This window comes from uncultured Clostridium sp., assembly GCF_910588715.1.
Lineage (GTDB): Bacteria > Bacillota > Clostridia > Clostridiales > Clostridiaceae > Clostridium.
The window spans coordinates 275,245-301,101 of record NZ_CAJURG010000001.1; the positions used below are offsets into that span (position 1 = coordinate 275,245).

Consider the following 25,857-nt stretch of genomic DNA (forward strand, 5'->3'; position numbering starts at 1 on the left):
ACTTGAAAAGAAGGGTTGTAATCACTGGAGTTGGAGCAATAACTCCAATAGGAAATAATGTAGATAGTTTTTGGGAAGGAATTAAATGTGGAAAAAATGGAATAGATGAGATTTCTTCGTTTAATACTGAAAACATGAAAGTTAAAATGGCAGCTGAAGTTAAAAGCTTTGATCCTAGTAAATTTATAGATAAAAAAGAAGTTAAGAGAATGGATAGATATACTCAATTTGCTCTTATAGCTGCGGAGGAATCTATTAAGGATAGTAAACTTGATTTTAATACTTTAAATAAAGAAAGAGTTGGAATAATGTTTGGCTCTGGAATTGGAGGGCTTTGTACAATTGAAAATCAAATAAGAAACTTAGTTGCTAAGGGTCCTAACAGAGTATCACCTCTTACTATTCCAATGGCAATATCTAATATTGCATCTGGTACCATTGCAATAAAATATGGAATTTTAGGAAGTGTATTAAGTTTAACTTCTGCATGTGCAACTTCAACACACTGTATTGGAGAAGCTTATAGAAGTATAAAGAATGGATATTTAGATATTATTATTACTGGTGGTGCTGAAGCATCTATATGTGAATTTGGTATTTCAGGTTTCCAGTCACTTACAGCATTAAGTAAAAGTGAAGATAAAAATAGAGCATCAATACCATTTGATAAGGATAGAAATGGATTTGTTATGGGGGAAGGTGCAGGATCACTAATATTAGAAGATTTAGATAGTGCTTTAAAAAGAGGTGCAAAGATTTATGCAGAGATAGTTGGATATGGATCAACTTGTGATGCTTATCATATAACATCACCTTGTTTGGATGGTGATGGTGCATATAGAGCTATGAGAGATGCATTAATTGATGCTGATATAACACCCGATAATATATCTTATATAAATGCTCATGGTACTTCTACAGAAATTAATGATAAAGTTGAAACTTTAGCTATAAAGAAAGCTTTAGGAGATTATTATATGAATTCATATGTTAGTTCTACAAAATCTATGACTGGTCATTTATTAGGTGCAGCAGGTGCTATTGAAGCTATTATTTCAATAAAATCATTACAAGATAACTTTGTTCCAGCAACAATTAATTATGTAAATAAAGATGATGACTGTGATTTGAATCTTGTTGTTAATGAAGGAAAGGAAGTTAATGTGGAATATGCAATGTCAAACTCTTTAGGATTTGGTGGACATAATGGCTCTCTTATATTTAAAAAGTGGAGGTAGTTAAGGTGTTGGATTTTAACCAAATAAAAGAACTCATTAAAGAAATAGATTTATCATCTTTAAGAGTATTTGAATTAGAGAATAATGATATAAAATTAAAAATTAGTAAAAATGATGAAAGTTATTTATATAAAGAAACTACTTTTAATGCAAATAATATAACTTCTTCTGAAAAATTTAATTCATCTATGCAAGATATTAATATTTTAGATAAAGAAATTGTTTCTAAAAATGAGGAAATTATTAATGAAGATTTAAGTTTAGTTAAATCTCCTTTAGTTGGAACATATTATTCATCTTCTGCTCCTGGCGAAGCTCCATATGTTGAAGTTGGTTCTAAGGTAAAAAAAGGTGATGTACTTTGTATAGTTGAGGCTATGAAGATAATGAATGAAATAACATCAGAGTTTGATGGTGAAGTTATTGAAGTTTTAAGAAAAGATGAAGAAATTGTTGAATTTGGAATGGAACTATTTAAAATACGTTCTTTATAATAAAAAAATATTATAGATATTGGTGGTGGTAAAATATTTTTAAATTTTTGCTGCCATTTATTAAAATATCTATTATTCAAGGGGATTTTTAAATGGATATTAAAGAAATTATGGATATAATTCCTCATAGATACCCATTTCTTTTAATAGATAAGGTGATAAAAGTTGAGGAAAATAAAATTATTGCAATAAAAAATGTTACAGCAAATGAGCAATATTTTCAAGGCCATTTTCCAGCTGAGCCTGTAATGCCAGGTGTTTTGATAATAGAAGCTTTAGCACAAGCCGGAGCTGTATCACTTTTAAGTAAAGATGAATTTAAAGGTAAGATAGCATATTTTGCTGGAATAAATAATGCTAAATTTAGAAGAAAGGTTGTTCCTGGAGATACATTAATATTAGAGGTTGAACTTATTAAAGTTCGTGGTAAGGCTGGTATTGGATATGGAATTGCTTACGTTGAAGATAAAAAGGTTTGTGAAGGAGAATTGACCTTTATGATAGGTTAATAATATAAAGAGGTGTTTTATGATTAGAAAAGTTTTAATTGCCAATAGGGGAGAAATTGCTGTAAGAATTATAAGAGCTTGTAAAGAGCTTGGATTAAAAACTGTTGCTATTTATTCAGAAATTGATAAAGATGCTATGCATACAGAGCTTGCAGATGAAGCTATTTGTGTTGGAACTTCAAAATCTAAAGATTCTTATCTTAATGAAAGTAATATAATAAGTGCAGCAGTTGTAACAGGCTGTAATGCAATTCATCCTGGATTTGGATTTTTATCAGAAAAGTCTAGTTTTGCAAGTATGTGTGAAGAGTGTAATATTAAATTCATTGGTCCAAGTAGTGAAACTATAAATATTATGGGAGATAAATCTATAGCTAGGGAAATAATGAAAAAGTCAGGGGTTCCAGTTATCCCTGGTAGTAATGGTATTATTGTAAATATTGAAGATGCTAAAATAGAATCTAATAAGATTGGTTATCCTGTAATGATTAAGGCTTCTTTAGGCGGTGGAGGAAAAGGTATAAGAATTGTTAGAAATGAAAATGAGTTAGAAAATGCCTTTTTTACTGCAAAAAGTGAGGCAAGAAATAATTTTGGAGATGACTCTGTATATATAGAGAAGTTTATAGAAAATCCAAGACATATAGAATTTCAAATTTTAGGTGATAAATTTGGTAACATAATTCATCTTGGTGAAAGAGATTGTACTATTCAAAGAAGAAATCAAAAAGTACTTGAAGAAGCTCCGTCTTATATTTTAAATGAAAAACTTAGAGAGCAAATGGGTGAAGCTGCAATTAAAGCTGCAAAGGCGGTTAATTATGTTAATGCAGGTACAATTGAATTTTTAGTAGATAAAAATAGTAATTTTTATTTCATGGAAATGAATACTAGAATTCAAGTTGAACATCCTGTAACTGAAATGATAACTTCTGTTGATATAGTAAAAGAGCAATTAAAAATTGCTAATGGAGAAGAACTACAACTTACACAAAATGATATAAAAATAGAAGGTCATGCTATTGAATGTAGAATAAATGCTGAAAATCCACATAAATCATTTGCTCCATGTCCTGGAAAAATTAGTTTTTTAAATATACCAGGTGGGAATGGAATTAGAGTTGATACAGCAGTTTATAATGGTTATACTATTCCACCAACTTATGACTCTATGATAGCAAAACTTATTGTTCATGGAAAGACTAGAGAAGAAGCTATTAATAAAATGTTAAGAGCATTAGATGAATTTATTATTGATGGAATAGAAAGTAATATAGATTTTCAAATCAATATTTTAAATAACGATATATTTCGCTTAGGAACTTTTGATACAAGTTTTATAAGCAATGAATATAATCTATAAGTTGGTGAAATTATGGGTATTTTTAGGAAAAAACAATATGGCGTAATAAATATGCCAGCTGATGATAATAGTGATATTCCTGTTGTTCCAGATGGAGCATGGATTAAATGTAATCATTGTGGGAAAATTTTATATAAGAAAAATTTAGAGGAAAATTATAAAATATGTCCTAATTGTAATTATTATTTTAGATTAAATGCTTATGAAAGAGTAAATTTAATTTGTGATAAAGATACATTTTTTGAATTTAATAGATGTTTAGAATCAAATAATCCGATGGATTTTCCAGGTTATGATAATAAATTAAAAATTAATAAAGAAAATTCTAATATTAATGAGGCAGTTATAACTGGGAAATGTAAAATAGGTGGCAATAAAGCTATAGTTTGTATAATGGATTCTAATTTTATGATGGGAAGTATGGGAACTGTTGTTGGAGAAAAAATAACTTATTCTATAGAAAAGGCAATTGATGAAGAACTTCCAATAATTATATTTACAGCTTCTGGTGGTGCTAGAATGCAGGAAGGAATTCTTTCACTTATGCAAATGGCTAAAATTAGCTCAGCATTAGCAAGACACAGTGAAAATGGGTTGCTTTATATAACAGTTTTAACAGATCCTACAACTGGTGGGGTTACAGCTAGTTTTGCTATGTTAGGTGATATAATTATTGCAGAGCCTAAAACATTAATAGGATTTGCTGGTAGAAGAGTTATTGAAGGAACTATTAAAGAAAAATTACCTATTGATTTTCAAAGTGCAGAATTTTTATTAGAAAAAGGATTTATAGATAATATTGTTGATAGATCTGAACTAAAAAATAAGCTTTCTTTATTATTAAAATTACACAAACCTCAATATGGTGGTGAGAACTTTGAATAAAAATATTAAAGCATGGGATAGATTGTCAATTGCTAGAATGATTGAAAGACCTAATGCAGAGGATTATATAAAATTAATATTTAATAATTTTTTTGAGCTACATGGAGATAGAAATTATAGGGATGATAAATCTATTATTGGCGGAATAGGATTATTAGAAAATTATCCAGTCACTATAATAGGTATACAAAAGGGAAAGAATTTAAAAGAAAATATGGAAAGAAATTTTGGTTCCCCATATCCTGAAGGGTATAGAAAAGCATTAAGATTAATGAAGCAAGCTGAAAAATTTAATAGACCTATTATTTGTTTTATAAATACTTCTGGCGCATATTGTGGTGTTGAGGCGGAAGAGAGAGGTCAAGGTGAGGCTATTGCTAGAAACTTGTTTGAGATATCTAATATTTCAGTACCTATTATTTCTATAATTATTGGTGAAGGTGGTAGTGGTGGTGCCATAGCATTAGCTTGTGGTGATAGGGTATGGGCCTTAGAAAATTCAATATATTCAATTTTATCTCCTGAAGGATTTGCTTCTATATTGTTCAAAGATTCTTCAAAAGCTAAAGAAGTTGCAGAAATAATGGGAATAACTTCTTATGATTTATTAGAAAAAGGGATAATTGAAAAAATTATTAAAGAACCTGTTGGTGGTGCTCAAAATGATATTGATTTTGTGGCTAATGAAATTAAGTTAAATTTGTTAGAAGAAATAAACATTTTGAAAAATAAAAATAAGACAGAATTGTTAAAGGAAAGATATTTACGTTTTAGAAAATTTTAATAAATAAATTTAAAATGAGCAGGTAAGATTAACTCCTGCTCATTTATTTTAAGGTAATTATACAGAGGTATGTGTAGTTAATACATAAAAAATGTATCTACATTAAAGATTATTACCATTTTTCTTATTTTATACACGAAATTAAAAAAATTTTTATTATTTTAATTGAAAACTTTTCAATAGCTATATTTCTATTATTGTTATTATAAAATATAAGCCCTTTGTATAAATATTAAGTAAAAATTCAAAGGGCCTTTTTATAGGAGAATATTATGAGTTTTTGTTGTTATATATTATATTTAATATATATTATATTTATGTATAAGGTGGTATATCTAAGATAAGATTCTATGAATTATTTCTAAATTATTAATTATAATTTAATATGTATATTTTAAAGATTAAAATTATTATAGTGATAAAATTTAATGAGTAAATTTTATTAGGTATTATTGAAATAAATTTTATTAAAATATATTTTTAATGTGTTGACATTAAAATTTAAAAGAGTAAAATAATTATTAAGAGTTTAGCACTCGATAGATATGAGTGCTAATAAAATATTATTAAAGGAGAGTATTTTATGGAAATAAAGCAATTTAAAGCTGAATCTAAAAGATTGTTAGATTTAATGATTAATTCAATTTATACACATAGAGAGATTTTTTTAAGAGAACTTATATCTAATGCTAGTGATGCTATTGATAAAATTTATTATAAATCTTTAGGTGATGATAATATAAATTTCAATAAAGAAGATTTTTTTATTAAGATTTCTATAGATAAAGAAAATAGAACTATAAAGATTTCCGATACTGGAATTGGGATGACTAAAAATGAATTAGAAGATAACTTAGGGGTTATTGCTAAGAGTGGATCTCTTCAATTTAAAAAAGAAAATGAAATTAAAGATGGATATGATATAATAGGTCAATTTGGAGTTGGTTTTTATTCATCATTTTTAATAGCTGATAAAGTTACTGTAATTACTAAAACTTTTGGAAGTAATGAAGCTTATAAATGGGAATCTACTGGTGTTGAGGGATATACTATAGAGCCAGCTACTAAAAATACAATTGGTACTGATATTATACTACAAGTAAAACCTAATACAGAAGATGAAAACTTTGATGAATATTTAAATGAATATAAAATTCAATCTTTAATAAAAAAATATTCAGATTTTATTAGATATCCAATTAAAATGGAATTTACTGAAAAAAAACTTAAAGAAGGAAGCGAAAGTGAGTACGAAGACTACATAGAAGAAAGAGTAGTTAATAGTATGGTTCCTATTTGGAGAAAAAATAAAAATGAATTAACTAAAGATGAGTATAATAATTTTTATAAAGAAAAGCATTATGGATTTGATATGCCTTTAAAATATATTCATTTAAGTGTTGATGGAACTGTAAGTTACAATGCAATATTATATATTCCTGAAAATATGCCTTATGATTTCTATTCAAAAGATTATGAAAAAGGATTAGAGCTATATTCTAATGGAGTTATGATAATGAATAAATGTTCAGATCTTCTTCCTGATTATTTTGGTTTTGTTAAGGGAATAGTTGATTCTGAAGATTTATCATTAAATATTTCTAGAGAAATACTTCAACATGATAGACAGTTAAGATTTATTGCTAAAAATATAAAAAATAAAATTAAAAATGAACTTGAAAAAATGCTTAAAAATGAAAGAGAAAATTATGAAAAGTTCTATAAATCCTTTGGAAGAACATTAAAATTTGGAGTTTATGATAATTTTGGTTCTGAAAAAGAAGTTCTTCAAGATTTATTAATGTTTTATTCATCTAAGGAAAAGAAAATGGTTACTTTAGATGAATATATTACTAGAATGACTCAAGATCAAAAATATATTTATTATGCTGTAGGAGAATCTATTGATAAAATAGAAAAAATGCCTCAAACTGAAATTTTATTAGATAAAGGTTATGAAATTTTATATTTTACAGATGATATAGATGAATTTGCTATTAAAATGTTAATGAAATATAAAGAAAAGGAATTTAAATCTGTATCTAGCAGTGATTTAGGAATTAATACTAATGATGAAGAAACTGAAGCTGAAACAGCTAATGAAGAAAATAAAAAGTTATTTGATGCCATGAAAGATATATTAAATAATAAGGTAAGTTCAGTTAAAATTTCTAATAAATTAAAAAATCATCCTGTTTGTTTATCAAATGAAGGAGACTTATCTATTGAAATGGAAAAAGTTTTAAATTCAATGCCAAATAATCAAGATGTAAAAGCTAAAAAAGTATTAGAAATAAACATTCACCATAATGTGTTTAATTCTTTAAAAGATGCTTATTATAATGATAAAGATAAATTAAATTTATATACTAATCTGTTATATAATCAAGCATTATTAATTGAAGGATTATCAGTATCTGATCCTGTTGAGTTTACAAATGATATATGTAAATTAATGAAGTAATTTAAATTTAATATTAAAAAAATCTCTTATTTGATAAGAGATTTTTTTATTTATAGTTATGTATTTTATAAATATATTTTACAAACATATATTAAATCTTGTATAATCAACATTGCTAAAAGAAATTAAAATATTTAAATTTAATCTAAAGAGAAAACTTTTATATTTAATAATTGGAGGGAAATACATGGAAGTTATAGATAGAGAATTAAAAGAAAAAATTAGTCAATTAGAAAAAGGATTAGAAATAGTAGGCGGTAAATTTTATTTAAAATTAGATGATAATAATAAAATTTTAAATTATATAATAGAAAAAGTTTTTAATAATGATGTTATTAATTTTAATATTTATGATACTGAATATACTATTAATGAATTGATTAAATGTAAACAAGCTTATGAAATTTATTTCTTAAAAAATAAATCAATTACTTTAAATTCAATAGTTTATAAAATTAAAAAATATGATACATCTTTAGATTCATTAATAAGAAAATATAAAAAGAGTAAATCATTAGAAGAATATAATGAAATTACTAATAAAATAAAAAAAGCTTATAGATTTGATATTAATAAATTAGTTTTAAGTAGTATTAATAGTGAGATTTTAGATAGACTTAGTTTAGAAGAACAAGAAGCTTTTTATAGTGAATATTTAATTCAAAAAAGAAAACAAATAATAGATGGAGTTATTAGTAAAATGGGGATAGTTTAATATTAAACTATCCTTTATTTTATTACTCCTTCATTGTTGAAATTTGGTACAAATTTTTCTGAACTTGATCCTGAATCTTGAATAAATCCATTTTTAACCCCTATGGAAAGAGCATAATTAATTATAGAATCATAATGCTTTTCATTAATGGCTTTATTAATTTCAGGATATATTTTAGCATTATACATGGGAGTGTATTGATTCATTAATGATATATAAACATTATCACCAAAATTTTTATAAATAGTATCTATAATTTTTTTAGAGTCAAATAATAATCCAGGAAGTAAAAGATGTCTTACAATAACTCCTTTTATCATAATTCCTTCACTATTAAATAATGGATTTCTTACTTGATTTATCATTTCATTTATTATACTTATTGCATTTGTTGAATAGCCCTTTATTTTTGAATATTTTAAAGCATATTTATCATCAAAATATTTAAAGTCTGGTAAATAAATATCTATATATCCATTTAATGATTTTATAGTTTCTAATGTATCTAATGAATTTGTATTATAAACTATAGGCAAATTTAGTCCGTTTTTTTTAGCAACTTTTAAGGCTTCTATTATTTGTGGAACGAAGTGAGTTGGAGTAACTAAATTTATATTATTTGCTCCTTTATCTTGAAGCTCTAAAAAAATTTCTGCTAATCTTTCTATAGTGATTTCTGCACCGAAACCTTGATGAGATATTTTATAGTTTTGACAAAAGACACATTTTAAATTACAATTTGAAAAAAATACTGTTCCAGAACCCTTTTTTCCTGAAATACATGGCTCTTCCCCAAAATGTAAAGCTGCTCTTGCTATTTTAACAGTATTACTACTATTACATATTCCTTTAATTTCTTTATTTCTGTTTACATTACACTTTCTAATACATAAAGTGCAATTTTCTAAAACTTTCATATAATTCATATAAACACCTCGTAAAAATTAGTATATCAGTATCTTTTCAATTAATCAATTTAAAGCAACCTGTAGTTATTTCAAATCAAATATGTTATAATTGTGGCATCATAAAAATTTGAGAGGTGTAAGTGTATGAACACGGTAACAGTTGTAATAAATGGCATTGAATATAATTTAAGAGGAAAAGAAGATGAACTATATTTATCTAAGGTTGCCGCTTATGTAGATAATAAAATAAGAGAAATTTCTGGAAGTAATAAAAAATTAAGTACAAGCTCTGCTGCAGTTCTTACTGCTGTTAATATTGCTGATGAACTTTTTAAATGTAATTTTGAAATTAAAGATATTACTAATAAAAAAAATTCTCTTGAAGAAAATAATATAAAATTAGAAGAACATAATTTAACATTAAAAGAAAGATTACAACAACTTAAAAATGAGTTAGATGAAACTATAAAATTAAAAACAGCAGAGATAGAATCATTAAATTCAGTTATTTTAGAGATGGAATCTAAATTAAAAGATTTAGAAAATTATAAATCAATAAATGAAGATTTAACTGTAAAATTAAAAGCATTAAATGAAGTAAATATTAATAATGAATCACAAATTACAGAATTAAACAAAGGTGTAGTAGCATTAAAAGATGAAAATGTTAAACTTGAAGAGAAAATTAAAACTTGTACTGATGAAATAAATAATAGAGTATTATCTTCAGAATTTGAAGAAGCTATAATGAAATTAGAAAAGGCTCAAGAAATTAATCTTATATTAAGTGATGAAAATGATGACCTTAAAGAAAAAATACATACATACCAAGATAAAATTAATAATTATTCTACTATAAATTCTGAATTAAAAGAAAATGAACTTAAATTAAAAGAAAAAATTAAATTTAAAGAAGCTGAATTAAAGGAATTTAAATTATTAAATGAAAAACAAACTTTAGAAGAAAAAAGTATTATGGAAACAAAAATTAATTCATTAGAATTAGAGTTAAAAGATGCATTAAAGAAAAAAGATGCTTATAGATTACGTAATAAGGATATTAATTTTCAATTACAAAATTATAAGTATAAAGTTTTAGATTTAGAAAAAAAACTTATTGATACTCAATTTAATTTAGCAGTAGAAAAAAGAGAGAAAAATCCATTATTAAGATAAGTCTGTTCATAATGAGCGGACTTATCTTAATTAGTATAGAAAAACAATTCCACTTGTGTTATAACAATAATTAAGTCATTATAAATTAGCTTATTAAATAATTTATAAATTTTTAAACAAAAGACTATATTAATTTTAGGAGAGATTATTATGGATAAAATAGAAGTTCTAGCTCCAGCTGGGAGTATGGAAAGTTTGTATGCTGCTATAAATAAGGGGGCAGATGCTGTTTATCTTGGTGGAAACAAATTTTCAGCTAGAGCTTATGCATCAAATTTTGATAATGAAAACATGAAAAAGGCTATTGATTATGCTCATAGCTATGGTGTTAAAATTTATGTAACAATAAATACAATACTAAAAGAAAACGAAATTGAAGAAGCTGTTAGATATGTTGGATATTTATATGAAATAGGGGCTGATGCTTTAATTATTCAAGATTTAGGGCTTTTTAAAAGAATTAAAGAAGAATTTCCAGATTTTGAACTTCATGCTTCTACACAAATGACAATTCATAATGGAGAAGCTGCAATATACTTTAAGGAAAAAGGATTTCACAGAGTTGTACTTTCTAGGGAAATGACAATTGATGAGATTAAATACATATCAAAAGACCTAAATATAGAAACTGAGATGTTTGTTCATGGAGCAATTTGTGTTAGTTATTCTGGACAGTGTTTAATGAGTTCCATAATAGGTGGAAGAAGCGGAAATAGGGGAAGATGTGCTCAGCCATGTAGAATGGAATACATATTAAAAGGTGAAAAGTCTGGTGAACAAAAAGGATATTTATTAAGTCCAAAGGATATGTGTACTATAGATGATATTAAGGATATAGTTGAAAGTGGAACTAACTCTTTAAAAATAGAAGGAAGAATGAAGAGGCCTGAATATGTTGCAGGTGTTGTAGATAATTATAGAAAAGCTGTAGATAAAGTTTTATTTAAGAAAAAATACAATGAAAATGAAGGTAAGAAACAATTGCTTCAGCTTTTTAATAGAAGTGGATTTACTAATGCGTATTTAAAAGGAAATACTGGTAAGGATATGATGAGTTTTAATTCTCCTAAAAATGCTGGTATTCCGTTAGGAGTAGTTGAAAAATCTGGTGAAATTACACTAAAGGAAAGTTTAAGCTTAGGCGATGGTATTAGGTATAAAGATAAAGGATTTTCAGTTAGTAAAATTTTATTAAATGGTAAAGAAGTTTCTAGTGCAAATATAGGAGATACAGTTAAGCTTTTTCCTATAGATTATAGGAAAGGTGATAAGCTTTTTAAAAGTTTAAATAAACAACTTTTTGAAGAATTAGAGGATTATATTAAGCCTTATAGTAAAAAGATTCCTTTAAGAGGAAAAGTTAAATTTATAGTTGATTCTCCAATTGAATTAACTGTAATGTATAACGATAAGGAATATACTTTTTACGGTGAAATTGTACAAAAAGCTGAAAAAAAACCGTTAGATAGAGATAGAATTGAAGAATCTTTAAAAAAATCTGGTGATATTCCATTTAAGTTAGATATTATAAAGTTTACAGACTTTGAAAATGGATTTTTACGTATTTCTGATTTAAATAATTTAAGAAGAGAAGCATTAGAAGGTATTTCTAAAAGTATTTGTAAAGAATATAGGAGAAATAGAATTAAAAGGGATTGCACTTTAGTAACTAACAAGGTAAGTAATAATATTGATATTCCTGAAATATATAGTTGTATCACAAAAGATCAACTTAAAGCATTATTAGAATGTAATGTTAAGCATATAGCTTTTGATATATTTAGTAGAGAAATTGGAGCTCTTAGAATATCAGATTTGATAAATACTTTTGAAGCATTAGGCAATAGTGTAAGCTTATATATTAAAACCTCATCTATAATAAAGGGTGAATTTGATAGAGTATGTAAATTTATTGACAAAGCAAAACCTTATATAAAAGGAATAATAACTTCTAACATAGGTTTAATTAATGTATATAAAAATTCATTTAATATAATTGGTGATTATAAACTAAATATAATGAATTCTCAAAGCTTAGAGTTTTATCAAAGAGAAATTACAATCCCTACGTTAAGTATGGAGATTAATAGAACTGAAATTAAAGATATACTTCGTAGAAATAAGGGTAATAATGCTTATGTAATTTATGGTAAACCTGAGCTTATGATAAGTGAATACTGTCCAATAGGAAGTACATTTGGCGGAAGAAAAACAAATATAGAGTGTAATGCTATTTGTACTAGAGACAAATTTACTCTTATTGATAGAGTAAACGAAAAAAATAGGGTAATGACAGATTTATTTTGTAGAAGCTATATTTTAAATCCAGTACCTTTAAATTTATTTGATGAAATTAGTATATTAAAAGAAATTGGAATTAAAACATTTAGATTTGATTTTAGAGATGAAAGTTATGAAGATGTAAAAAAAATAATTAATATGTATAGAAATAATGAAGTTTATGATAAAAGTAATTATACTAAGGGACAATTTAGAAGAGGAATAGAATAAGTAAGGAGGGGGATAAATGAAAATACTAAACATAGTATTATTAATTTTTGTGTTTTTATTTGGTATTTTTCAAATGAAAAAGTCTTCAGCTATATTAAAGACAGATTGGTTTAAGGGCTTATCTTATAATGAAAAAATCAATATAACAGCAAAAATAAAATTTAATTGGAAAACAAGTATTATTTTACTTGCTGTTATTGTTTGTGAAATGTTAATTTTGATTTCTTCTTTTATTGGTAAAATTCATTATTATGAAAATATGATTAATATATTAATTTTGCTAACATGTATTGTTATAACAATATTATTAGTAATTAATAATAAAAAGTTATTAAATGATATAAAAAAATAGAGTTTATATAGGAGAAACTTATGAATGACAGAGCTTTAAGAATTTTAGAATTTGACAAAGTAAAAAATAAACTTAGAAAATATGCTATAACTAGCGGAGGAAAGGAATTAATAGACTCTCTTTCTCCATATAATTCAATTTATGAAGTTGAACATAAATTAGAGGAAACTAATGAAGCTTTAGATATATTAATAAAAAAAGGAGCTCCACCGTTTGAAGGTTTACATGAAACAAAAGAAGAAATTGAAAGAGCTGTAAAAGGAGGAACATTAAACCCATCTCAACTACTTAAAATTGGATCAATGCTTAGATGTTCTAGAAGATTTAAAGAGTATATTTCTAGAAAAGATGAGGAGGTAGGTTATAAGCATCTTGAGGATTTAGCATATATATTAACTCCAATTAAAAATCTTGAAAATGAAATTGAAACAGCTATTATTTCAGATGATGAAATAAGTGATAAGGCAAGTGGAGCTTTATATAATATAAGAAGAAGTTTAAAAGAAAAAAATTCATCTATTAGAGAAAAAATTAATTCTATTGTTAGATCTAATTCTAAATATTTACAGGATTCTATTTATACAATGAGAGGAGATAGATATGTAATTCCTGTTAAATCTGAATATAAAGGTGCAGTTCCAGGCCTTGTGCATGATCAAAGTTCTACAGGAGCAACACTTTTTATTGAACCAATTAGCTTAGTTAATTTAAATAATGAAATTAAAGAATTAATGCTTAAAGAAAAAGCTGAAATAGAAAGAATATTAAGTGATCTTTCCATAAAGGTTCATGATAATGTTGATGTTTTAAGAAGTAATTCTAATATATTAAGAGAATTAGATTTTATATTTGCAAAAGGAAAATATGCTTCTTCATTAAATGCAATAAAACCATGTGTTAGAAATGATAGAAGTTTTGAAATTTTAGGTGGAAAACATCCTTTGATTGATCCAAAAATAGTTGTTCCATCCGATATCTATTTAGGAAAAAAATTTACTACACTTATGATTACAGGACCAAATACTGGTGGTAAAACGGTAACATTAAAAACAGTTGGATTGTTACACTTAATGGCGTTAAGTGGTTTATTAATACCAGCAAAAGATGGTTCAGCAATAGGATTCTTTAAAGAAGTTTTTGCAGATATAGGTGATGAACAAAGTATAGAGCAGTCATTATCAACCTTTTCATCTCATATGACTAATATAGTTAGTATTTTAAATTCTGCTTCTTCCGATTCTTTAATACTTTTTGATGAGCTAGGTTCAGGAACTGATCCAACTGAAGGAGCTGCATTAGCTGTAGCAATTATTGAAAATTTAAATGAACGAGGATGTAGAATTATAGCCACAACACATTATAGTGAATTAAAGGGATATGCTTTAAAAACAGAGGGTGTTGAAAATGCATCTGTTGAGTTTGATATAGAAACATTAAGACCTACATATAGATTATTAATAGGCATTCCTGGAAAATCTAATGCATTTGAAATATCAAAAAGACTTGGATTAGGTGATAATGTTATAATAAAAGCTAAAGAATTTATTTCAGAAGAAAACTTGCAGTTTGAGGATTTAATTAGGGATCTTCAAGAAAAAAGTATACTAGCTAATCGTGATGCAAGAGAAGCTAAAAGAATTAAAGATGAAGCTGAATTAATTAAAAAGAAATATAATGAAAAATTAAAAAAATTAGATATGGTTAGAGATAAGGTTTATGATGAAGCACGTCAGGAAGCTAAGAAAATAATTTCTAACGCTAAAGATGAGGCTGATGAAATAGTTAAAGCAATGAGAGAGCTTGAAAAAATGGGAATAGCTGAAGGTGGCAGAAATAGACTTGAGGAAGAGAGAAGAAAGCTTAAAATTAGTCTTGAAGAAAAAGAAAAAGCTATGATAAAATCTAGAGAAAATTCTGGCGAAGCTATCGATAAAGTTACTCTTGGCATGGAAGCATTCTTACCATCTTTAAATCAAAGAGTAATAATTGTATCACTTCCTGATAATAAAGGTGATGTACAAGTAGAAGCAGGCATAATGAAAATTAGCGTCAAATTAAAGGATTTAAGAAAGGTTCCAAATGAACCAAAGAAAAAGGAAAAAAAGAAAAGAGAAGTTAAATTAAATACGAAATCTGTTGATAATAGAATAGATTTAAGAGGAATGGATTCGGAGGAAGCCTGTTATAGAACTGATAAATATTTAGATGAAGCATATTTAGGAAATTTAGGTGAAGTTACTATAGTTCATGGAAAAGGAACGGGGATTTTAAGAAAAGCTATTAATGATATGTTAAAAAGGCATCCACATGTAAAGTCATATAGATTAGGTGTATATGGTGAAGGTGGTGATGGTGTAACAATTGTAGAATTAAAATAGAGTTAAAATAATGAATGAAATTCATTTGAAACCCCTCTTTAGTATGCTATAATTAAAGCATACCAAGGAGGGGTTTTATGTATTTAATAAGTGCATGTTTATGTGGAGTAAATTGTAAATACAATGGATTAAATAATTATAATGAAATATGTAATAATTTATTTATTTCTGGAAATGCTATTTTGGTTTGTCCTGAACAATTAGGGGGATTATCTACTCCTAGAATACCAAGTGAAATTATTGATAAATCTTTAAATATAATAGATCATCATAGAAAGGTAATTAATAAAGATGGAGTAGATGTAACACTAAATTTTTTAAAAGGTGCACAAGAAACATTAAAAATTGCTCAGAAATTAAATATAACAAAAGCCATATTAAAAGATGGTAGTCCATCTTGTGGTGTAAATTATATATATGATGGTAGTTTTAGTGGAAAAAAAATAAATGGAATAGGTATAACAGCACAGTTATTAAAAGAATCATCTATAGATATAATAAGTGAATTAGATTTAGGAGGTAAAATGAATGGGGATATTTGATTTTTTTAAAAGAAAAAAAGAAATTGAAGATGATATTGATTTTGAAGAAGAATTAGAAATAAAAGAAATAAAAGAAGAAGTTAATAATATAGCTAACACAATTACTGAATCAGATAATTTTAATTATAATTTTATATTAGATAATGTAGAAGAGTTTCATAATAAGAAAGAGCTTACACCTGAAGAGTTAAAGTCTTTAATAACTAGGGAAATATTAAAAGTAGTTGATAAGTCTCAAAACTTTGATTCGATGGAAATATATGCGAAAGAAGCAGCAAAGGTAATAGGAGTTGAAAATATTCTACCTTTGACAGAATTTTTATATGGCGGCATTTCAAAGCCTAATGCTTTAAAAGGGAGATATAACGGATTAGGTGCTTGGCCTAATGCTGTAAAAAATGCCGTATTAACTATATTATATTCTTTTAATGAAAATAGTGTTGATGAATTATTAAAAATTGCTAATGATAAATCTAATAGCAATATAAAGGCTGTAAATTTATTATGTAAAATGGCTGCAAAAGGAATAGAGGAAGAAAAAATTATAGATTCTATTATTTATATAATGGAAAACTTTACTCAAGAAAATATAATTTCAACATTAGGGTTTTTATCACAAGTAAAAAATAATCCTAAAGTTTTAAAAACACTAGAAATATATTTTAAAAAGTACATTTATGATAATAATATTGAATCAGCTTATGATGTTACATTAAGTATAATAAATAATGTAGGTACATTTACAATAGAACAATTAATATTTTTAAAGGCTATTGCACTTAGTGATGAAGTGTTAGAGCTATCTTTAATTTTAAAAGGTGAAAATGGAGAATTTGACTTATCTACAGTATCTGAAGATTTAAGATTAAAAGCTGCTTTAAGTTTTTATTCTTTGCATAATAATGATGAAGAAATAAATAGTAAATTAATGTATCTAAGAGATAACTCATTAGATATGGAACTTAGAAAATATTTAAGTGATATTTTAGGGTAATATATTTAAAATAATATATAAACTTATTAACTTTAAATATAAATAATAATTTTACTATCATAGTACAAATCTTCTTGAATCATTTTTTAAAATTTACATTATAATTTCCTCTTCTTTTTATAATAATATTATTAGTAATATTTATAAGGAGAGATTAAAATGTTAGAAAAAACAATGAAATTTACAGATGATTCAGGAAATAAAGTTGAATATTCTATATTAGAACAAAAATTAATTAATAATACTGAGTATGTAGCTATGGCTCCTATACATAGTAAAGATGATGTAGAAATATTTAAAATAGCCTTTGATGATAAATGGAATGAAACATTAATTCAGGTTGAATCTGAAAAAGAGTTAAATATGGTTAGACAAGTATCTAATATAAAGTTTTAATCAAAGTGTGAAAAATTATCTTATATTATAATATAGGTAGTTCACGATAAAATAAAAGGATCTATATTTATAGATCTTTTTTTATTTATTAATTTTAAAAAATATTTATTATATATAGATGATATTTATTATTTATGATAATCTATAAAAAAACAAAATTTTTAGGAGGATATATGAAAAATATAATATCGAGTAATAGAACAAAGGGAGTTTTATTTATAATAATATCTGCATTTGGATTTGCTATGATGTCTGCATTTGTTAAACTTTCAGGCGATTTGCCATCTTTTCAAAAAACATTTTTTAGAAACATAACATCTTGCATAATTGCATTTGTATTAGTAGTCATTAATAAAGAAAGTTTCTTTGGAAAATTAAAAAATCAGAAGATTTTAATTTTAAGGTCATTATTTGGAACATTGGGAATAGTTTTTAACTTTTATGCAATAGATAAATTAGTATTATCTGATGCTAATATGCTAAATAAATTAAGTCCATTTTTTGTAATAATATTTAGTGCTATTTTCTTGAAAGAAAAAATAAATTTAAAACAAGGACTAGCTATTATTATAGCTTTTATAGGAGCTCTATTTATAATTAAACCACAATTTAATTTAGAAATTATTCCATACTTGATTGGAATATTAGGTGCTATATTTGCAGCAGCTGCTTATACTTGTTTAAGAAGTTTAGGTGGAAAGGAAAAGTATTATACTATTGTATTTTATTTTTCATTCTTTTCCACTATAGTAATACTTCCATTTATGATAATGGTATACAAAGAAATGACATTATCTCAGTTAATTTATTTAATATTAGCAGGTGTATTTGCTAGTATTGGCCAGTTTGGGATTACTCTTGCATATAAATACGCTAAAGCAAAAGAAATATCTATATTTGATTATAGCAATATAATATTTTCAGCATTAATAAGTATAATTTTATTTGGTGTTATTCCAGATTATTTAAGTATAATTGGATATATAATTATATTTATTGTATCATTATATATGTTTATATATAATAAAAGATTAGATAAAACAGAAAATAAATAATTGGTTTTAAACTAAAGAGGTGATATGATGAATTTAGATAAGTGCTTTTTAAAAAAGTATAATGATTTAATGAATGAAGATGTTAAATTAGCTCTAGAATTTTCAATAAATGCATTAAATGAAAGTAATAATGCTGATTTTTATGCTTATATTGCAGATTGTTATATGTCGTTAGATGAATTTAATGAAGCTATAAATGTATTAAAAAAGGGATTAGATAATAACTGTACTAATTCAATATATACAAAAAGTTTGCTTGGAGAATCTTTATTTTATTTAAATAACTTTAAAGAAAGTAAAGCTATATTTGAAGATTTAGCAATAGAAAATCCTAATAGTTTTTTTGTTATAGCTTACTTAATTGATATTAATATTAATTTAAAGAATTATAAAGAAGCAATTATATTAGGTGAAAATGTATTAAAAGCTAATGTATTAAATGATAATGACACTGCATATATTTTAACTAATTTAGGATGGATTAAACTAAAATATTTAAATGAAAAAAGTAAATCATTAAAATACTTTAATGAAGCATTGAAGCTTGATGAAAGTTTAGGAAATGCTTATATTGGTTTAGCAGAATATTATTTTAGCATTGAAAATTATAATGAAGCTCTAATAAATTATGAACATGCAATAGATTTAAACGAAGCTACAATTGATGTTTATTTTGGTATTGCAATGTGCTATAAAGAATTAAAACAATATGATGATGCTTTAACTTATTTATATATAGCTCATGATGCAGATAATAAAAATGAAACTTATATAAAAGAAATTAGTGAAATAGAAAAATTATAATTTTGAATTAACTTTAAAGAAAGTGATTATACTAACTTTGAGGTGATACTTATGTACCAACGTATAGGAATAAATTTAAGTAAAAACTTAGATAATGCTACAAAAAGAATTAAAGTTCCTGCTATTACTCAAAGGTATTATTATAAGGATTCTGATACTTGTGAATGTGAAGAAGAATTAATTAACTTCTATACTTCTGATAATAATTGCGATATTGATTATGATGATAGTATTAATTATTTAGATGATGATTATGATGATTGTGAATGTTCATGTGAAGAAAGTGGTAATGAATCATTAATTAACAAAATTAAATGCGTAGATTCTAAGGTTGCAATTATGGCAGGAGTAGGAGCTTTAATAGGATTTATAGGTTTATATAAGATACTTAAAAGAAGATAATTGTTTTTTAAAATAAGCGTCGTATAGTAATATCGACGCTTATTTTGTATAAATTAAGGAGATGATTAAATGAAAGAAATTATAATTTGTGTTGATAAAAATGATACTGAAGTTGGATATATTGAAAAAATGGATGCCCATATAAAAGGTGTACTTCATAGAGCAGTATCTGTATTTATTTTTAATTCTAAAAATGAATTACTTCTACAAAAAAGATATAAAGGAAAATATCATTCGCCAAGTCTTTGGACAAACACTTGTTGCACACATCCTAATAAAAATGAAAATACAGATAATGCAGCTAAAAGACGCTTGAAAGAAGAAATGGGAGTTTGTTGTAAGTTAACAGAGATATTTTCTTTTATTTATAATATTACTTTTGATAATAACCTTATAGAGCATGAATTTGATCATGTGTATTTGGGAAGATATTCTGGAGAAGTTTTTGTAAATCCTTTAGAAGTTGAAGATTATAAGTGGGTATCATTAAATGAAATAAAATATGATTTGAAAAATAATCCTCAAAATTATACTTATTGGTTTAAATATATAATTAAAAATCATGTAATAGAAATTGAAAAAGCGTTAAATTCATTAAATTAATTAATATATGCTATTGTAAGTATATTAATAGTACTATAAAATATTTTATATAATATTTTACAAATGAAAGGAAAATAAAAATGAATAATAAAAAACCTCAAGAATATATATCTAATATAGCAAAAGCTTCTTCTTATTTTATATTTAAAAATGGTCCTATTAAAAATTTGTACAAAGAAGGAAAAATATCTGAAGAAGAAATAAGAACAATTCAAATTTATATGCAGGATCATTTAGCATATCTTTATACAGTATTACTTGAAGAAAATAATATAAAAAAATTTGATTTAATAATTAGTACTATGAATAAGTTTTATGTAGATGATAAAGAAGAGGTAAAATTATCAGATGATGGATTTGATAATTTTTATGAAAATTTGTTTCCACAAACATCAAACATTTCAATAAATAATATAAAAAAATAAGTAGTATCATTTTTAAAGTTTTTGTATATTATTATATTATAAAATTTAATAATAGATTTAAATTCTTAGAAAAGGAATAGTAATATTTATTAGCTTCATTAAAGAGAGTTAAGGATGGTGAGATCTTAACAAGAAGAATTTATATGAATGGACCTTGGAGAAGTTAGGGGAAAAGATTTCTTAGTATCCGAAACCGCAACTTATACGTTACATAGGACAAGTATATTAAATACTTGGATTTTAAGTGATGAAATTTATTATTTATTTTTCATAAATTAGGTGGTACCGCGGAATCAAAACTCCGTCCTATTTTTAGGACGGAGTTTTTTTATTTTCAATATTATAAGAAGTAGGGGTGATTAATATGGTATGAAGAAAAGTTAACTTAAAGGTTTTTAATAATAAATATTTATTTTTAGGGGGAATAAAAATGAAAACAAATTTAAATGTTAAAAAAATGATTATTAATTCGCTTCTGTTAGCTATAGGTGCTATATTACATCAGTTAACCCCAGCTTTAGGATTACCTATGCAGCCAGATTTTGCATTAGCAATGCTATTTATAATAATTATAATTAATAATAATGACTATAAAATATCTATAATTTCAGCTATAATTACTGGAATATTTACAGCTTTAACAACTAAGTTTCCAGGAGGGCAACTCCCTAACATTATAGATAAAGTTATTACAGCAAATATGATGTACATTGCTTTATTATTACTAAATAAATTATTAAGTAGTTTAAATATTAGTCAGTTTATAAAGGAAAAGATACTGGTAATAATAACCTTTCCACTAGGAACACTTATAAGTGGAACAACGTTTTTATTATCAGCACAATATATTGTTGGATTGCCAGCTAACTTTTTAACGCTTTTTATAACTGTTGTAATTCCAGCTATTTTAATAAATACAATAGGAGGGTTTATTCTTTATCAAGTTGTAAATATATCTTTTAAAAGAATAATAAAAATATAAAATATATTTATTGATATTTATTTTTTTATTTGTTAAATTATAAATAAGATTTTTATGAAAAATAAATAAACTTAGGAGGAAAAAAGTTATGTATATAGCATTTGGAAATAGAGTTATAGATAGTAAAGATATTAAAGATATTATTGAAGAAAATACAGAATTTAAAGTTATAAAGGATATGAGTAAGGGATCTAAAAGAGAAGATATAGTAGCATTTAATTTAAGTGTAGATATTGATATTTTAAATAGGGAAATAGATGAAAGCATTAATATTAATGAGTTAGATGAGGATTCCTTGTTTAATGAATATATGGCATCTACAGAAGAACTAGGATTTGAATTAGAGGAATACTTACCCGAAGATTCTATAATAGATTTTAAATCATATAAATGGGATCCTTCTGATAATGATATAAAAGCTGTTTTTGTGATGGCTAATGAGGATTTAGGATATAATAAACTTAAAGATGTGATGAAAAGATTACTAACTCAAGTTGAATGAATATAATGCATATAATTTTAAATAAAAACAAGATAAAATATTTTATCTTGTTTTTATTTATTTCTATTCAAAATTAACATAAAAAATATTACAATTATTTTAGTCTATAATTAAAATTTTACTTATTTAATGTATTTCTTATTAAATTTTAGTCTAGAATTATATGGTGGGGTGTTTATATGAAAAGTACGGATTATATTGAAAAAATTGAAATAAATAATAATGGAAAAGGAACTTACTCATTAAACTTATGTTATCTATCTAATACAATAAGATTTACAGCAAAATATGATGGTTATCTTTTTGGTTATGTTGTAGGAGATTTTAACGGTTGGGAAAAGTCAGAAAAGTATAAATTGAATTGGCAAGTAGATACAACTGATGGCATACTTAAAATGATTAAAGAAGTAAAATTTTCTAACGGTCTTAAACCTGGAAAATACAGATATAAATATATATTAATTGATTGCAATGGAAATGAAGTATGGATAGATTCAGAAGGTAGTGAAAAAAATAGCTTTAGTTTTACTTGGGAAAAAATTACTGATTCTATAAAAATATATTCTTCAAATAACATAGTTACTTATAAAAGGCCTGTTGAATTAATTGGTGTTTGTAGTGGTTTATATGGAAGAATATCTCTACCTGAAATGAGATGGTCATTGCAAAGTGAAATTCAAGGTGTAAAAATAAAAGATAGATATTTAATAGTAGATGATAGTGTAAAAGAAGGAACTGAAATCATTGTTTGTGGTGAAGTTATTGGTAGAAATTTAACTGCTAAAAAGAAAATAATCGTTGATAATAATAAATATAGTGGAACATTTGTGCATTTTTATTTAGAAGATAGTAACTATCAAGGACATGATTATATATGGAATTGTTGGACATTTGGTGAAAATTCCAATGGTGAAGAAATAAATTTTAATTTTAATACTGATTATGGCTTTGCTTCATATATAACAGATGATTATTTAATTATTAGAAAAAAGCATTGGGGTAATAATTGGATAAACTACTGGGCAGAGCAAACTAATACCTATGATTTAAAGGGGAATTATAAAGATATATATATAATATATGGTGACTCAAGAAGATATACTTCTCTTAAATCTGCTATAATAGCAACACAAACTAATATAAGATTTGCTGTTATGGATGAATGTAACAAAGTAAAAATATATCTTTCAAGTGAGCCATTATTAGGAGTTGATTTTGAATTATATTTAAATGGTGAAAAAGTTGAAGGTATATCTTCAATAATAAAGGGAAAAGAAGTTATTATAACTAATATTCCTAAGCATATAAAAGCTAATGACTTACTTTTTGTTTCAGCTTCTAATGAATATAAACCTTTTAAAGTATTATTTAGATGTTTTTTAGATAAATTTTATTATTCAAAAGACGATTTAGGAGTAGTTTATTTAGATGATAAAATTTCATTAAAACTTTGGTCTCCTACAAGTTATAAAGTAGAATTATTATTGTATAAGGACTGGTATATAAATGAAGAGGAGCCGTCGGTAAAATATGATATGATATATGATCATAAAACGGGAGTATATACAGCTATTATAGATAAAGAAGATATAAATGAAATGTATTATTTATATAGAATTTATTTTAAGGATATTGATACTACTGGAAATTTATATGATAAAATTACTTATGCAATTGATCCTTATGCAACTTCTGTTTGTGTAAATGGGGATAAGGGATACATTATAGACATAAACGGCAAAAATATCAAACCTTATGATTTTACCAATCATAAAATACCTGATTTAAAAAGAAAGGAAGATTCTATTATTTATGAAATGCATATAAGAGATTTTACAATAGATGAAACTTCAGGTATAAATGATAATTTAAAAGGAACTTATTTAGGGGCAGTACAAGAAAATACAATATATAAAGATATTAATAGTAAAAAAAGTGTTAAAACTGGATTAGATCATTTAGTAGAACTTGGAATAACCCATGTTCACTTAATGCCAGTTTTTGACTTTGGTTCTGTAGATGAAAGATTTCCAAGTTCTAATAACAGAAATTGGGGATATGATCCTAAAAACTTTAATGTTCCAGAAGGTAGCTATTCTACAAATCCATATAACCCTATAACAAGAATTATAGAGTTAAGAGAAATGATTATGAAATTTCATTTAAACGGAATAAGAGTTGTAATGGATATGGTTTATAATCATATGATGAATACTATTAATATGGATAATATTGTTCCCGGTTATTATTTTAGAACTGATTCTTTAGGAAGATTTACTAATGGATCAGGCTGTGGAAATGAACTTGCAACAGAAAGACCTATGGTAAGAAAATTTATAGTTGATTCATGTATGCATTGGATAAGAAATTATAAAATTGATGGAATTAGATTTGACTTAATGGAATTAATAGATATAAATACTATTAAGGAAATAGTCCGTAAATCGCGTAAAATTGATGAGAATTTTTTAATTTATGGTGAGCCTTGGAGAGGTGGTAATTCACCTTTAATTAATGGAACATCTAAAGGGACCCAGCGAAATGAAAATTTTTCAATATTTAATGATAATTTTAGAAATGCAATTAGAGGAGATAATACTCCATCAAATGGATTTATAAATGGTAATCAGCATAATAATACTTTTAGCTGGAATATTGTTGAAGGTTTAAAGGGGTCTATTTATACATTAACATCTAACCCAAGTGAGAGCATAAACTATTTAGATGCACATGATAATTATACCCTTTGGGATCAAATAGAAAAAAGTCAAAATACTATTATATCAAACGGCTCTTATAGAAAAATTATAGATATTAATACATTAGATAATACTTTTGTAAAACAATATCTACTTGGGTTATCAATATTATTTACAGCTCAAGGAATTCCATTTCTTCAATATGGATGTGAATTTTTAAAGACAAAACAAGGGGATCATAACAGTTACAAAAGTAGTGATGAAGTAAATTCTATTAAATGGAGTGATAAATTTAAGTTTATAGAAGTATATAATTATGTTAAAGGATTAATAGATATAAGAAAAAAATTATCTTATTTTAGAATAAATGATAGTGATATCATAAGAAATAAAGTTAAAGTTACATTTATTAATAATAATGAAAATAGTGGTGTTATTATTAATCATATTGACTTAAATGAATATAGTAAGGGTGAAATTATGGTTGTTTATAATGCTACAAATATTGATAATTATGATGTTAATTTTTATGTACCTAATTCTAAAACAGGTTATTGGCATGTAATTGCAAATCATAAGTTAGCTGGATTAAATGCACTAGGAAAAGTTGAGTGTAATAATATTCCAAAACTAAAATCTTATTCAACTATAATTTTATATAATAAATAATTTTATA

General features: G+C 25.0%; 24 protein-coding genes and 1 other annotated feature. Of the genes, 23 read left to right on the top strand and 1 reads right to left on the bottom strand.

Going from position 1 to position 25,857, the window contains the following annotated elements:
• Window positions 1-2: 2 nt before the first annotated feature.
• The 8 genes from fabF (at window position 3) to QZ321_RS01430 (ending at window position 8,452) form a co-directional block, all read left to right on the top strand.
• On the top strand, window positions 3-1,238 hold the full coding sequence (gene fabF, locus QZ321_RS01395) for a beta-ketoacyl-ACP synthase II (RefSeq protein ID WP_291742859.1): 1,236 nt from the start codon (window positions 3-5) through the stop codon (window positions 1,236-1,238).
• A gap of 5 nt (window positions 1,239-1,243) precedes the next feature.
• A complete protein-coding gene (accB, locus tag QZ321_RS01400) occupies window positions 1,244-1,732 on the top strand; it encodes an acetyl-CoA carboxylase biotin carboxyl carrier protein (RefSeq protein ID WP_291742863.1) in 489 nt (162 codons plus the stop codon).
• Between the two features lie 92 nt (window positions 1,733-1,824).
• A complete protein-coding gene (gene fabZ, locus QZ321_RS01405; RefSeq protein WP_291748811.1) occupies window positions 1,825-2,241 on the top strand; it encodes a 3-hydroxyacyl-ACP dehydratase FabZ in 417 nt (138 codons plus the stop codon).
• Between the two features lie 19 nt (window positions 2,242-2,260).
• Window positions 2,261-3,604, top strand: coding sequence for an acetyl-CoA carboxylase biotin carboxylase subunit (locus QZ321_RS01410; RefSeq protein ID WP_291742868.1), 1,344 nt, complete (start codon window positions 2,261-2,263; stop codon window positions 3,602-3,604).
• Window positions 3,605-3,616: 12 nt separating this feature from the next.
• Window positions 3,617-4,489 (top strand): acetyl-CoA carboxylase, carboxyltransferase subunit beta, encoded by an 873-nt coding sequence (gene accD / locus QZ321_RS01415; protein ID WP_291742871.1) that lies wholly within the window; start codon window positions 3,617-3,619, stop codon window positions 4,487-4,489.
• Window positions 4,467-5,273 carry an acetyl-CoA carboxylase carboxyltransferase subunit alpha gene (locus QZ321_RS01420; protein ID WP_291742874.1) on the top strand — a complete coding sequence of 269 codons (807 nt, stop codon included), beginning with the start codon at window positions 4,467-4,469 and terminating at the stop codon, window positions 5,271-5,273. The genes accD and QZ321_RS01420 overlap by 23 nt, the downstream gene beginning before the upstream one ends.
• A gap of 583 nt (window positions 5,274-5,856) precedes the next feature.
• A complete protein-coding gene (gene htpG / locus QZ321_RS01425) occupies window positions 5,857-7,737 on the top strand; it encodes a molecular chaperone HtpG (protein ID WP_291748808.1) in 1,881 nt (626 codons plus the stop codon).
• Window positions 7,738-7,924: 187 nt separating this feature from the next.
• Window positions 7,925-8,452, top strand: coding sequence for a hypothetical protein (locus tag QZ321_RS01430; RefSeq protein ID WP_291748805.1), 528 nt, complete (start codon window positions 7,925-7,927; stop codon window positions 8,450-8,452).
• 14 nt (window positions 8,453-8,466) lie between these two features.
• On the opposite strand, the gene QZ321_RS01435 is transcribed toward QZ321_RS01430, so the two are convergent.
• Window positions 8,467-9,378: a radical SAM protein gene (locus QZ321_RS01435; protein WP_291748803.1), complete on the bottom strand. Its 912-nt coding sequence runs from the start codon at window positions 9,376-9,378 to the stop codon at window positions 8,467-8,469.
• 126 nt (window positions 9,379-9,504) lie between these two features.
• Here QZ321_RS01435 and zapA point away from each other — a divergent pair, with 126 nt between their 5' ends.
• The 15 genes from zapA (at window position 9,505) to pulA (ending at window position 25,850) form a co-directional block, all read left to right on the top strand.
• Window positions 9,505-10,536 carry a cell division protein ZapA gene (gene zapA, locus QZ321_RS01440; RefSeq protein WP_291748800.1) on the top strand — a complete coding sequence of 344 codons (1,032 nt, stop codon included), beginning with the start codon at window positions 9,505-9,507 and terminating at the stop codon, window positions 10,534-10,536.
• 150 nt (window positions 10,537-10,686) lie between these two features.
• A complete protein-coding gene (locus tag QZ321_RS01445) occupies window positions 10,687-13,047 on the top strand; it encodes a U32 family peptidase (RefSeq protein WP_291748795.1) in 2,361 nt (786 codons plus the stop codon).
• Window positions 13,048-13,063: 16 nt separating this feature from the next.
• Window positions 13,064-13,399, top strand: coding sequence for a hypothetical protein (locus tag QZ321_RS01450; RefSeq protein WP_291748792.1), 336 nt, complete (start codon window positions 13,064-13,066; stop codon window positions 13,397-13,399).
• A gap of 20 nt (window positions 13,400-13,419) precedes the next feature.
• Window positions 13,420-15,777, top strand: coding sequence for an endonuclease MutS2 (locus tag QZ321_RS01455; protein WP_291748789.1), 2,358 nt, complete (start codon window positions 13,420-13,422; stop codon window positions 15,775-15,777).
• A gap of 77 nt (window positions 15,778-15,854) precedes the next feature.
• Window positions 15,855-16,319, top strand: coding sequence for a DUF523 domain-containing protein (locus QZ321_RS01460; protein WP_291744296.1), 465 nt, complete (start codon window positions 15,855-15,857; stop codon window positions 16,317-16,319).
• The gene (locus QZ321_RS01465; RefSeq protein ID WP_291748786.1) at window positions 16,306-17,313 is read left to right on the top strand and encodes a hypothetical protein; all 1,008 of its coding nucleotides are present in this window, start codon (window positions 16,306-16,308) and stop codon (window positions 17,311-17,313) included. The genes QZ321_RS01460 and QZ321_RS01465 overlap by 14 nt, the downstream gene beginning before the upstream one ends.
• A gap of 159 nt (window positions 17,314-17,472) precedes the next feature.
• A complete protein-coding gene (locus tag QZ321_RS01470) occupies window positions 17,473-17,709 on the top strand; it encodes a DUF1292 domain-containing protein (RefSeq protein WP_291748783.1) in 237 nt (78 codons plus the stop codon).
• Window positions 17,710-17,882: 173 nt separating this feature from the next.
• Entirely contained in the window at window positions 17,883-18,764 is an 882-nt protein-coding gene (locus QZ321_RS01475) for a DMT family transporter (RefSeq protein ID WP_291744369.1), read from the top strand.
• 27 nt (window positions 18,765-18,791) lie between these two features.
• Window positions 18,792-19,568: a tetratricopeptide repeat protein gene (locus QZ321_RS01480; RefSeq protein ID WP_291748779.1), complete on the top strand. Its 777-nt coding sequence runs from the start codon at window positions 18,792-18,794 to the stop codon at window positions 19,566-19,568.
• A gap of 51 nt (window positions 19,569-19,619) precedes the next feature.
• A complete protein-coding gene (locus QZ321_RS01485) occupies window positions 19,620-19,970 on the top strand; it encodes a hypothetical protein (RefSeq protein WP_291744365.1) in 351 nt (116 codons plus the stop codon).
• Window positions 19,971-20,039: 69 nt separating this feature from the next.
• Complete coding sequence (gene idi / locus QZ321_RS01490; RefSeq protein ID WP_291748776.1) at window positions 20,040-20,573, top strand: isopentenyl-diphosphate Delta-isomerase; 534 nt, start codon at window positions 20,040-20,042, stop codon at window positions 20,571-20,573.
• 80 nt (window positions 20,574-20,653) lie between these two features.
• Window positions 20,654-20,998 carry a hypothetical protein gene (locus QZ321_RS01495; RefSeq protein WP_291748774.1) on the top strand — a complete coding sequence of 115 codons (345 nt, stop codon included), beginning with the start codon at window positions 20,654-20,656 and terminating at the stop codon, window positions 20,996-20,998.
• A gap of 57 nt (window positions 20,999-21,055) precedes the next feature.
• Window positions 21,056-21,310, top strand: a binding site (T-box leader).
• A 118-nt stretch (window positions 21,311-21,428) separates the two neighbouring features.
• Window positions 21,429-21,980 carry a tryptophan transporter gene (locus QZ321_RS01500; protein WP_291748772.1) on the top strand — a complete coding sequence of 184 codons (552 nt, stop codon included), beginning with the start codon at window positions 21,429-21,431 and terminating at the stop codon, window positions 21,978-21,980.
• 88 nt (window positions 21,981-22,068) lie between these two features.
• Window positions 22,069-22,482: a hypothetical protein gene (locus QZ321_RS01505; RefSeq protein WP_291748770.1), complete on the top strand. Its 414-nt coding sequence runs from the start codon at window positions 22,069-22,071 to the stop codon at window positions 22,480-22,482.
• Between the two features lie 179 nt (window positions 22,483-22,661).
• Window positions 22,662-25,850, top strand: coding sequence for a type I pullulanase (gene pulA, locus QZ321_RS01510; protein WP_294196020.1), 3,189 nt, complete (start codon window positions 22,662-22,664; stop codon window positions 25,848-25,850).
• Window positions 25,851-25,857: the final 7 nt, after the last annotated feature.